The organism is Syntrophales bacterium (assembly GCA_030655775.1).
In the GTDB taxonomy this organism is placed as follows: domain Bacteria; phylum Desulfobacterota; class Syntrophia; order Syntrophales; family JADFWA01; genus JAUSPI01.
This window is the reverse complement of sequence record JAUSPI010000126.1, coordinates 1-10995: the sequence shown is the minus strand read 5'-3', so window position 1 is coordinate 10995 and position 10995 is coordinate 1. Positions and strand designations below refer to the sequence as shown.

13 protein-coding genes are annotated in these 10995 nt (G+C 44.2%); 3 read left to right on the top strand and 10 right to left on the bottom strand.

Annotated elements, in window-relative coordinates; all coding sequences use genetic code 11:
• The 7 genes from Q7J27_06740 to Q7J27_06710 all read right to left on the bottom strand — a co-directional run.
• A partial coding sequence (locus tag Q7J27_06740; protein MDO9528841.1) for a prepilin-type N-terminal cleavage/methylation domain-containing protein occupies nucleotides 1-255 on the bottom strand: 255 nt, incomplete at its 3' end.
• Between the two features lie 18 nt (nucleotides 256-273).
• On the bottom strand, nucleotides 274-693 hold the full coding sequence (locus Q7J27_06735) for a GspH/FimT family pseudopilin (protein ID MDO9528840.1): 420 nt from the start codon (nucleotides 691-693) through the stop codon (nucleotides 274-276).
• Nucleotides 694-941: 248 nt separating this feature from the next.
• Complete coding sequence (locus Q7J27_06730; GenBank protein ID MDO9528839.1) at nucleotides 942-1709, bottom strand: prepilin peptidase; 768 nt, start codon at nucleotides 1707-1709, stop codon at nucleotides 942-944.
• Nucleotides 1710-1730: 21 nt separating this feature from the next.
• The gene (locus tag Q7J27_06725; protein ID MDO9528838.1) at nucleotides 1731-2006 is read right to left on the bottom strand and encodes a helix-turn-helix domain-containing protein; all 276 of its coding nucleotides are present in this window, start codon (nucleotides 2004-2006) and stop codon (nucleotides 1731-1733) included.
• A gap of 304 nt (nucleotides 2007-2310) precedes the next feature.
• Nucleotides 2311-2994, bottom strand: coding sequence for a Crp/Fnr family transcriptional regulator (locus Q7J27_06720; GenBank protein ID MDO9528837.1), 684 nt, complete (start codon nucleotides 2992-2994; stop codon nucleotides 2311-2313).
• 238 nt (nucleotides 2995-3232) lie between these two features.
• Nucleotides 3233-3688, bottom strand: coding sequence for a dTDP-4-dehydrorhamnose 3,5-epimerase family protein (locus Q7J27_06715; protein ID MDO9528836.1), 456 nt, complete (start codon nucleotides 3686-3688; stop codon nucleotides 3233-3235).
• A 143-nt stretch (nucleotides 3689-3831) separates the two neighbouring features.
• A complete protein-coding gene (locus Q7J27_06710) occupies nucleotides 3832-4560 on the bottom strand; it encodes a sugar phosphate nucleotidyltransferase (GenBank protein ID MDO9528835.1) in 729 nt (242 codons plus the stop codon).
• 359 nt (nucleotides 4561-4919) lie between these two features.
• On the opposite strand from Q7J27_06710, the gene ribD reads away from it, so the two are divergent.
• On the top strand, nucleotides 4920-6002 hold the full coding sequence (ribD, locus tag Q7J27_06705) for a bifunctional diaminohydroxyphosphoribosylaminopyrimidine deaminase/5-amino-6-(5-phosphoribosylamino)uracil reductase RibD (protein ID MDO9528834.1): 1083 nt from the start codon (nucleotides 4920-4922) through the stop codon (nucleotides 6000-6002).
• Here the strand turns inward: ribD and Q7J27_06700 are convergent.
• Complete coding sequence (locus tag Q7J27_06700) at nucleotides 5980-7572, bottom strand: NAD(P)/FAD-dependent oxidoreductase (GenBank protein ID MDO9528833.1); 1593 nt, start codon at nucleotides 7570-7572, stop codon at nucleotides 5980-5982. The two genes, ribD and Q7J27_06700, sit on opposite strands and share 23 nt — an antisense overlap.
• A 375-nt stretch (nucleotides 7573-7947) precedes the next feature.
• On the opposite strand from Q7J27_06700, the gene Q7J27_06695 reads away from it, so the two are divergent.
• Nucleotides 7948-8451 (top strand): UpxY family transcription antiterminator, encoded by a 504-nt coding sequence (locus Q7J27_06695; GenBank protein MDO9528832.1) that lies wholly within the window; start codon nucleotides 7948-7950, stop codon nucleotides 8449-8451.
• A 42-nt stretch (nucleotides 8452-8493) separates the two neighbouring features.
• On the opposite strand, the gene Q7J27_06690 is transcribed toward Q7J27_06695, so the two are convergent.
• The gene (locus tag Q7J27_06690) at nucleotides 8494-9498 is read right to left on the bottom strand and encodes a hypothetical protein (GenBank protein MDO9528831.1); all 1005 of its coding nucleotides are present in this window, start codon (nucleotides 9496-9498) and stop codon (nucleotides 8494-8496) included.
• 80 nt (nucleotides 9499-9578) lie between these two features.
• A complete protein-coding gene (atpE, locus tag Q7J27_06685) occupies nucleotides 9579-9944 on the bottom strand; it encodes an ATP synthase F0 subunit C (GenBank protein ID MDO9528830.1) in 366 nt (121 codons plus the stop codon).
• 387 nt (nucleotides 9945-10331) lie between these two features.
• Between atpE and Q7J27_06680 the strand changes: the two genes are divergently transcribed.
• Nucleotides 10332-10805, top strand: a complete 474-nt coding sequence (locus Q7J27_06680) for a hypothetical protein (GenBank protein MDO9528829.1) — start codon at nucleotides 10332-10334, stop codon at nucleotides 10803-10805.
• Nucleotides 10806-10995: the final 190 nt, after the last annotated feature.

Here is a 10995-nt window from a genome sequence, read left to right as displayed (position 1 = left end):
TGTCAGATAATCTATAATGGTATTATAGTCTTCTGTCCCGCCCTCGTCTTCCGCGTCATCGTATCCAACCCCTTTGATCTCTTCCATCTTATCCTGGGCCAGTGTCGTGGCGGTAGTGATTTCTTTACTGAATGCGTTCCCATTTATAACGCTTACTGTCACGCCTGCCAAACCCAAAAGAGCTACAGTAAGAATAAATATGGCAATCATAATCTCTATCAGTGTAAAACCATTATTGTTGACAATTTTGCGCACTTTCTCGCCCGTTGAACGCTAATTTATTTTTACTCTTCCCGCTGAAGAAATGGTTATGCTTTTCGACCCGCTCGAATTGGTTAGAGCTATGCCACCAGGACTCGCTGTTCCCCTGGAAGAAAAACTAATACTGCTGAAGCTTGTGATGTCTACGTCATGATAGTTTAACTTAATGTCTATGGTTTTCTCTTCACTGGCAGTTGATATTTTATACTCATGGTCGCTACCGTTAAGCCGCGCCACCGTGACAGTTGTGTTTTCCTTAACCGCCTTCATTCTCGCTTCCATTAAATCAGACATGACCTGTCTTGCAGCGCCATTTAGGCGGTTCTTCACCATCCAGTCTTGAAATGCCGGAAAGGCAAAGGCAGACATAATCGCCATAACGGCGACCACTATCATCAGCTCGACAAGTGTAAAGCCTTTTTGTGATCTCACTTTTTTCCCACTCACGTTTGATGGACTCGTAAAAAGTCCAAATCTTGTGAAGCTCCCCGCCTACAAGGCGGGGCTTGCGGGATGCGCTCCCGGTCACTCCCGCGCAGGCGGGAGTCTATAACACCTTACAATAACTGGATTCCCGCCTACGCGGGAATGACAGAGAGGAACGAAACCGTCAACCTTGAACTTTAAACTCGAAACTTTAAACAGGTATTCATCTATATACCGGTGCCTCTCTCAAACAATTATCTCAAAAACAGAATCCCCTTCAGATACTCACCCAGGAACATGTAGGCCACAGCGGCAGTAGACAGGAATGGCCCAAAGGGAACCGCATATTTCAAATCCTTCCCGTGCATAATCATCATGGAAACACCTACAATTGATCCAAGCAGGGAACTTACAAGAAGTATAAACAGAAGGGATTTCCAGCCCAAAAAGGCCCCGAGCATCGCCATAAGCTTTATATCACCCCCGCCAATCCCCTCTCTTTTCGTTACAAACTGATATACAATGGCAATCAGATAAAAACCCCCTCCACCAATTAAAATTCCCAAAATGGAGTCAAGAAAAGAGACATCTATAAAAAAGAACGTTAACAGGAAAAAGAGTGGAATCCCCGGCAGCGTAATTACATCTGGAATAATCTGATGTTCCAGGTCTATAAATGTTATAATGATAAGGGCACAGACGAATACAAATGCAAAGAAATACTGAGAAGACAAACCATACTTCCAGAATAGAAACAACGACAACAGGGCAGTTATCAGCTCAACCACCGGATAGCGATGTGAAATTTTTTTATGACAATCCCTGCACCTCCCCCTCAAAACAAGATAGCTTATTATCGGTATATTATCATAAAACCTGATGGGATGCGAACAGTTCGGACAGAAGGATTTAGGAAATACAATAGATTTTCCTTCAGAAATTCGATAGATGCATACATTCAAAAAACTTCCAATACAGGCACCCAAAACCATAAAAAAGATACTTAGAAGATGTCCTCTCAAAAATGCTACCTTCCTGATTACTCATTTTCGGATTTTCCGGCAGTCGATCCCGAGCTTGTCAATCTTTTTGTGGAGAGTATTTCTGTTCATCCCGAGAAAATCTGCAGTAGTAATCTTCACGTTACTGGAACGTTTCAAGGCAATTTTAATCAAGCCCCTTTCTACCATAGATAATATATCCTCGTACAATCTGCTCTTCTCTGTGCCGGTCGAACAGAGCAGGGTGACGATATCTTCGAGTTCCTCCCCAATAATATCTTCTAATGGTAATGAAGATGCATGATCTCTTTTGTCCATGATTATTCTCTATAATGTTTCAATTAAAATTGAACGGAATTTAAAACAAACTCAGATTGATTTATATTACAAAAGACCAGGAACGAATACAATGAAGTGTTTCATGCTTTTGGTGTGAAATATTTCACACAACACCAAATACCATATTTAACAGTCTCGTAAAAAGTCGAAAAATACGTCATTGCGAGCAAAGCTCTCATAACTACTTGTATTCATTGGATTGCTTCGGGCTACCGCCCTCGCAATGACACCGAGTCGAGACTTTTTACGAACACATCACATTTAGTGACCCTCTAAAGCTTCATTACAGTTTTGCACGTCTTTCGAGACGCGCCAGGTCAAGAATACGGAGAGTACCCTTTTCAGTACTGACCAGCCCCTTTTCACGCAACACCCTCAGTTCCTTGTTAACGCTTTCTCTGGTAGCACCTATCATGCTGGCAAGATCCTTCTGGCTCAGACGCAAGCCAATCTGTATAATATCGCCATCCCGTTCACCATGCGTTTTGGCTAATTCAACGAGCTTTTTCGCAAATCTTGCGGAAATATTGAGAAAATAAGCATCTTCTAAAGAATCATCAGTCTTGCGTAAACGCATTGAAAGATGGGAAAGGATCGCCTGCATCGCTTTTTCATTATTCCCCAGGAATGTGATAAAATCATTTCTATTCAGAGCAAGTAATTCAGATGGTTCGAGTGCTACAGCATCAGCCGAACGCGGCATCCCGTCCATAAGAGCCATTTCTCCAAAGAAATCCCCTGCAGAAAAGACCGCCAGAACAGCCTCATCCCCCATCTCGGAGGGAAGCACAATTTTGATACGCCCCTCTTTTACAATATAAAGCGAGGTCCCATCATCCCCCTTTCTAAAAAGTGTTTCTCCCTTCTTCAAAGACCGCCGTCTCAGTGAGGCAGCAAGGCGTTCACAATCCTCCGGGCTAAGAGACTCAAACAACTGAACACCTTTTAGAAATTCCTCCGGTTTCATAATTTGCCTTCTCTCTTGGAAAATAGGGACAGCGCCCTTTTTTCCCCTATTAACCATGATGCACTCGTAAAAAGTCGAAAAAGTTGTCATTGCGAGCGGAGCGAAGCAATCTCGTGTACTATAACTGGTTGCATTCATTAGATTGCTTCGTCGCTGCGCTTCTCGCAATGACCCGGTTCCTGACTTTTTACAAACTTGTCAACCATGCCCCTTACAGAAAAAAGGGCGCTGTCCCTATTTATCCGTCTTTCCTGCTCCAGTCGTATGGAATATCGTTGCTGTGGGGGTCTATCCTGAATTCGTCAGGTTCGTCGTAATTGTAAACCTCTGTTGGAGTATTAACCACAATGGCTTCCTCGATAGATACACACTTAAAGCCGTGATACACATATGGCGGAATATGAACAAGAACAGGGTTGAACTCCCCGACAAAGAGTTCATTGATTTCACCATGGGTACTGGAATCATTGCGGCTATCGTACAGGACAATCTTCATCATACCCTTGACAACCGTCATGTTGTCGTACTGTTTTTTATGATAATGCCACCCCTTCACTACACCAGGATTGGCGGTTGTCATATACACCTGACCGAATTCCCGGAACATCTTATCATCCCGGCGGAGTATTTCCATCAACCTCCCCCGCTCATCCGGTATCACCTTCAATTTCTTAATCATCACACCTTCAATCATAAGTCTCCCTCTGGTCTATTTGGTGGCATGGACAAATTTATTTGTCCGTGTTGTTCTCGCTCGTTTTTTTGCACGGACAAACGATACCGGATCAATGTCCGGCACATGGTTTGTCCATGGCACCCGTAACAACTAATCACAGTTCACAGTTTGTTCGCCCCCGTCTCTGCCACCATATTCCCCGCATATCGAAGGGATTCGAATGTCCCGGCGTCACTCCACCAGCCATCAAGGATATCCCACATCATTTTTCCTTCCCTGATATAGAAGTTGTTAACATCCGTAATTTCCAGCTCTCCCCTCTCCGATGGCTTCAGCGTCTTTATAAAATCAAAAACCCTGCTGTCATACATATAAATGCCAATAACGGCATAAGAAGATTTTGGAACTGACGGCTTCTCTTCGATGCCAACAATCCTGTCTCCTTCAAAAACAGGCACTCCGAACCGCTGGGGATCAGGAACCTCTTTCAGCATTATCCTGGCTCCTTCCCGTTGTTCTTTAAAGGCCTCGGCCGCTTTTTTGATATTATTCTCAATAATATTGTCGCCAAGAACAACCATGATTTTTCCGTTATCCGCAAAGAATTCCGCGAGACCGAGGGCCGCCGCTATTCCCCCCTCCCCTTCCTGGTATGTGTAATTTATGTGTTTCAGGCCAAACTCCTTGCCGTTCCCCAAGAGTTTAAGAAAATCACCGGCATTATTCCCACCGGTCACTATCAATATCTCATCTATACCGGCATTAACCAGAATCCTGATCGGATAATGGATCATCGGTTCCCTGTATACCGGGAGAAGATGCTTGTTGGTAACTTTCGTCAGTGGATGCATCCTGCTCCCCAAACCACCTGCCAAAACAACACCTTTCATTACGTTCTCCTTTCATTATAAGCAAGCTCCGCTTTTATATCATACTTTCTCATCTCTTAACAACAATTGTCTGATACCCAAAAATAGACATTGAAAGTGAATTCCTCCCCCTTGATGGGGGAGGACTAAGGTGGGGGTGAAAAATATGTCAGAATCCCCCCTCTCCCTAACCCTCTCCCACCAAGGGATAGGGAGCTATAAGACTGTCCTCCCCATCCCGTAGGATTCACCATTGTGGACAGGCGGGACGCCTGTCCTACTGTGTTGGAATGGTCAATGTCTATTTTAGGGCTGATATTTGTCATTGATTCGAAAGTTAGTCTCTGATATTTTAAAAAGCCGAAGAAAGGAATCGAATCTTGACAGACGAATTCTACATGAAAAGAGCTCTGAAACTTGCCAGAAAGGGAGAAGGCCGTGTAAGCCCCAATCCGATGGTGGGTGCGGTCATAGTGAAAGATGGCAGGATTATTGGCGAAGGATACCATAAGAAATTCGGGGGGAACCACGCCGAAATTAATGCCATAAACAGCGCTTCAGAAGCCATTGAAGGCACAATCCTCTACGTGACAATGGAACCATGCAGCCATTACGGCAAGACTCCACCTTGTACGGACAGGATCGTCGAAGTCAGACCCCAAAGGGTTGTCATCGGAACCACTGACCCCAACCCGATGGTCTCCGGCAGAGGCATAGACATCCTCAAGCAACACGGGATAGAAACAGACGTAGGAATACTTGAAGAGGAATGCAGGGAGCTCAATGAAATATTTTTAAAATTTATACGGACAAAGACTCCATTTATAACTCTGAAATTTGCCCAGACCATCGACGGTAGAATCGCTACGTCAACCGGACATTCAAGGTGGATTAGCTCAGAACCTTCCTTAAAATTCGCCCATAAACTTAGAAGCCTCCACGACGGTATCATGGTCGGCGCAGGAACAATTCTCACGGATGACCCGGAACTTACCGTACGCCACGCGAGGGGCAAAAACCCGCTTCGGATTGTGGTCGACTCAACGCTTCGCATACAGGCAAACGCACGTGTACTGAAGAACCAGGAGAGCGCAAAGACAATTATCGCAACTACCCAACACTGCAACAAAGAAAATTTGAGGCATTTAACAGATTCGGGAATAGAAACTCTTATCATCAATAGCAAGAATCAGAAGCATGTCGACCTGAAAAAGCTTTTGGCCGAACTGGGGAAGAAAGAAATCTCTTCTGTTCTGGTAGAAGGGGGTTCCGAAATAATTACCTCCTTTTTGAAAGAAAAAATCGCCGACAGGATTATAATAATCACGGCTCCAAAGATAATCGGAACAGGAATTCCATCGGTAGGTGATTTGGGAATTACAAAAATTGATGATTCGATTAAGCTCTCCGTAAGAAAAGTTTCAAGAAAAGGGGATGACATTATTGTTGATTCGAGGCTATAAACTCAGCCACCCTCATTCCATCAAGTGCAGAACTCATGATACCCCCCGCATAACCGGCACCCTCGCCACACGGATATAAACCGTCCACATTGACACTCTGATAATTTTCCCCCCTCAATATCCTGACCGGAGATGATGTTCTCGTTTCAACACCTATCAGATTTGCCTCCTGAGAAATAAATCCCGGCATTTTTCTATCAAACGCCAAAAATCCCTTCTTCAGGATATCGACAACGAACGGGGGCAATACTTCTTTCAAAGGGGCTGCTTTGAAACCGGGAACAAAACTGGTGAGGCCTATTTCACTGCCTTCCTTATCTTCAATAAAATCAACCAGCCTCTGCGCGGGGGCACAGTAATTACTTCCCCCCATAACAAAGGCTTTTTCCTCCCATCTCCGGCGGAATGCAAGGCCGCTCAAGGGAGAGTCCCCTTTAAAATCATCTGTACGAATATTGACCACAACGGCGCTGTTGGCAAAGTTGCCCCCTCTCAGGTAGTGGCTCATGCCGTTTGTAACCACTCCTCCTGCCTCCGAACTGCAAGCGATAATCTCGCCACCGGGACACATGCAAAAGGTATAAACCGATCTGTCCATGTCGGCTATCCTTGCCGTCAAAAAATAATCTGCCGGCGGAAGAGCTTTGTGCTTCCACCACCTGCCATACTGTATCCTGTTTATCAACTCCTGAGGATGCTCAACCCGCAAGCCAATGGCAAACGGCTTTGCCGCAAGTTTCACACCCCTTTTATAAAGCTGCCGATATGTCTCAACGGAGCTCTGTCCTATTGCCAGAACAAGATGTTCAGTTTTGATCTCCTCGTCATTGTTGACTACAACCCCTTCAATCTTGCCCTCATTAATTATAAAATCTGTAACCCTGGCTCCAAATCTTATTTCACATCCAAGCTCAACAAGCTCTTCCCTGAAATTTACCAACACCTCCCGCAGGCAATCCGTACCGATATGAGGTTTGGCATAGGTCATAATATCCGAAGCTGCACCCATATCTATAAGTGTTTTCTTTATGAAACCCAGATTTGCGCTCCTGATCCTGGTCGTCAGCTTTCCGTCAGAAAAGGTGCCGGCACCGCCCTCACCGAAATGGACATTGCTACTTTCGTCAAGTATGCCTTTCTTCCAAAAGGTATTTACATCGACGACCCTTTCATCCACCTTTTTGCCCATCTCAAGGAGAAGAACGGGGATTCCCTTTCTCGCGAGAGTTAACGCGGCAAAAAGACCAGCCGGCCCGCATCCGACAATGACAGGCCTCTTGTCAGGTTTAAGGAGAACCGGCGAATGTTTCGGCAGCGCTTCATATATAACACTTTTAATCTTTACCTTGCCATCAACCCTGCATCTCGCAGCCACTTCATCGGAAACAGACACCTCTACCGCATAAATAAAACATGGCGGTCTGCTGCGCCTGGCATCCAGAGATTTTTTGACGACTTTCAGAGAAGAAACCTCTTCCGGCGAAACACCGAGAAGCAACGATGCCTTCTTTCGCAGGACATCTTCCCCTTCATCCAGAAAAATTTTGATATCGGATATTTGAAATATCATAGTTCTTCTCTCTCATTTAATAGGGACTTTGACCCTTCCAACACAGTAGGACAGGCGTCCCGCCTGTCCATAACGGTGAATCGCTTAGACAGCCGAGACGGCTGTCCTACTGGGAGAGCTTTGCAAAACTGCAATTCTGGTCATTGCGAGGAGCTTTAGCGACGCGGCAATCTTATGAATTGTCAATATGTTGCGAGATTGCTTCGCTTTGCTCGCAATGACAATATTGGTATTATGCAAAGCTCTCAACTGGATGGGGAGGACAGTCTTTATTTTCAATGTCTATTTTGTGGTCCCTAATTTAATCTTGAAAATATTCATTAATTATTATAGGAAAACATTCAGCAATGCAACATTCCAAAGAGAGAACGTCTGATGCCCTGGTATGCAGTACATACAAGAAGTCGTCATGAAGACAAAGTACATTTAGGTCTTCTTCAAAAATCCTTCAATGTTTTTTTACCCAAGATCGAGGTATGGAGCAAAAGAAAGGATCGAAAAAAGAAGATCATGGTACCGATGTTTCCCGGGTATCTGTTTACAGAAGTATTTTCCTTAGACAATTACACAAAAGTGGATGTTCTCAAGACCTTCGGCGTGGTCAGAATGCTGGGGAAACCAAACAGCCATGAACCGATACCTGTCCCAGATGAAAAGATAGGTGCCATACAGCGGCTCGTTGAATCAAAGGTAGAGATTCAGCACTTCCAGTATCCAAAGGCAGGTGAACCAGCCCTGATAATGGACGGCCCATTCAAAGGTATTGAAGGAATTGTAGTTAAGATTGACTATAAAAAGGAACTCTTCGTCGTATCTATTGACCTTCTTCAGCGGGCGGTGGCCATCCAGCTAAAAGGATTCCAGATCGCAAAAGTTTAAATTCGTTGTTCGTAGATCGATTCCCGATAAATAGGGAATGGCTTATCTGTCGCCGTTGAACGCTTTCATGGCCTCTTCCATCAGAAGATTCCCATACCCTTTATACTTCGGGGAATAGTGAAATGTTGTTAGCTTTTTCGCCCCTGCCATTCGTGCCAAACTACCCGCCTGCATGGCGGTAAGATGATATTTACGCGCTGCTATATCCGCATCCTCCTGCAGAAAACAAGCCTCAATAAAAATAAAATCGGACATACTGGCCAGCTCAACTATCCTGTGTATATTCTCCTCGCTGTAGACAGCATCCGCTATATACGATATCCTCTGGCCAGGTGTGATTTTTACGATGGCCTCCTTCAATTCACCGAGAGGCACTATTTTTTCCAGAACCTCCCTGCCGTTATCCCTTCGCCATACCCTGATCGGCGCATCATCCGGGTCACCCTTCAGGATACTGTCTTTCAAATCGACAAGCCACGCCCCCACGGGAAGTCCCATCTCCTCCAATTTGTTTCTCTTGATATTTATACGCTTCTTTTCCTTCAGGGAATACGCAAGACAAGGTATCTTATGATCAAGAAAAACTCCCGTAACGGTAAAGAAACTCTCCTTTACAATTGTACCATCAAAGCTCTCACTGTCACTGACCGCTTCAGGTTTAAAGGCATTCTGACAGTGATAGCGTCTCGTTATTTTACGATCGGGATGCACTTCCGTCACCAGAAGCACAAAATCGTTTGTGTAATTTTCAACAAGATTCCAGGTATAGCCGGCTATTTTGCTTTCCACATTCTCAATGAAACCCGGTGGGCCGAAGAGTGAAAGGTGTTTGTCACGCCCTAATAAAACCCTCAATATATGATCAAATCCGATGAAGTGGTCCACGTGTGTGTGGGAAACAAAAATGTGACTTACCTTGAGAAGCTTTCGGGGAGGTAGTGAATGAATGTCGCCAAGATCGAAAAGAATTGCCCTGTTTCTGTATCTGAATTCTACATATACACCGGGGTCACCGAAGGGATCATTGACGAGGAAGGCACTAAACATGATATGTTTTTAACTAAAAAAAGAGGGGAAGTCCAGTATTATCGCTTCCCCTCTTTTTTCATATAAGGCCGTAAATCTAATTAACCGCCAATAAATTTTAACAATGGATTAGCGTAAAGCAATATCAGAGCGATAACCAATGCATATATGGCGAGGGATTCTATCATTGCCAAGCCTACCATCATTGTTATTAAAATCTTGCCCTGTGCTTCAGGGTTCCTGCCAACAGCATTCGCAGCACCATTTAACCCGTTACCCATTCCCAGGCCGGTACCAATCGTACCACACGCAATAGCTAAACCGGCAGCAAGAATACTGCAACCCAAAACAATTGCTTTTGTGTAATCCACAGCAGCCGCTGGAGAGGCATCAGCAGCCATTACCAGCGAGGCCGACACCAACACAAACAGAAAACCTAAGATAACACTTGCTACACCTTTTTTCATTTATGCCTCCTTTCATATTTACGGGCTAATTTTTAGGCGCCTCCTTATCAGAAAAGCACCTGCCCATCATGGGGGTTTCTATACGCATGAAAAAAAATTGTCAAGAAATATTTGTTGTGATACAGAACAAAAATAAAACAGAAAACGCTCTATCTCCCTTGTCGAATATCCCGTCTTTAGCGGGGATGGGGATTGATTAAGAGTGAGCTAAAGTTAATCGTACACGCCTTCGGCGCGGTCAAATTAGAAACAGGCTGCGCTGAAAGCGCATTCTTTAACTTTAGGCACTTTAGTTCACTTTAGTTCACTTTAAACTTTTTCGATATAATATTTGCCCTAATGTGGCATCTTCCTCCAAGTGAAATCTTGGAAGAAACATAACGCCTTATGCTTTCAAAAACAGAGATAAAAATAGCACAACACATTCAAGGAGACATTCCCCTTACCAAAAGACCATTTGGGCGTATTGGAGAAAAGATAGGAATATGTGAAGAGGATGTAGTTGCCGGGATAAAGGGATTAATGAAACGGGGAATTATCCGAAAATTTGGCGCCATTGTCCGCCACCACAGGGCAGGTTTCACAAACAATATCATGGTCATCTGGGCGGTTCCTGAACAGCGATGCGAAGAGGTGGGCAAGGTTTTTGCCTCTTTTAGAGAAATCTCCCACTGCTATGAAAGAACTCCCCCCTTCGAAGAAAAATACAATATCTACACAATGATACATCTCAAGGGAAACGACCAGGAGGGATTGATCGAAAAACTCATCTCGGCAACAGGTATAAGGGATTTCAAGGTCTTACTAACTGAAGAAGAATTCAAAAAAAGCAGTATGGAGTATTTTAAAAAAACAGGTTAACTGTTAACGGTTGACCATCTCGCAAAAAGTCAGTTTTTGTCACCCAAAATCATGTCCTGAACTTGTTTCAGGATCATTCAGGGTCTCTAACTTATTGAAATATATAGATGCTGAAACAAGTGAGAACCTGATACTAGTTCAGGATGACAAATGACACATTGTGAGACTTTATACGAGTACATTAAATATA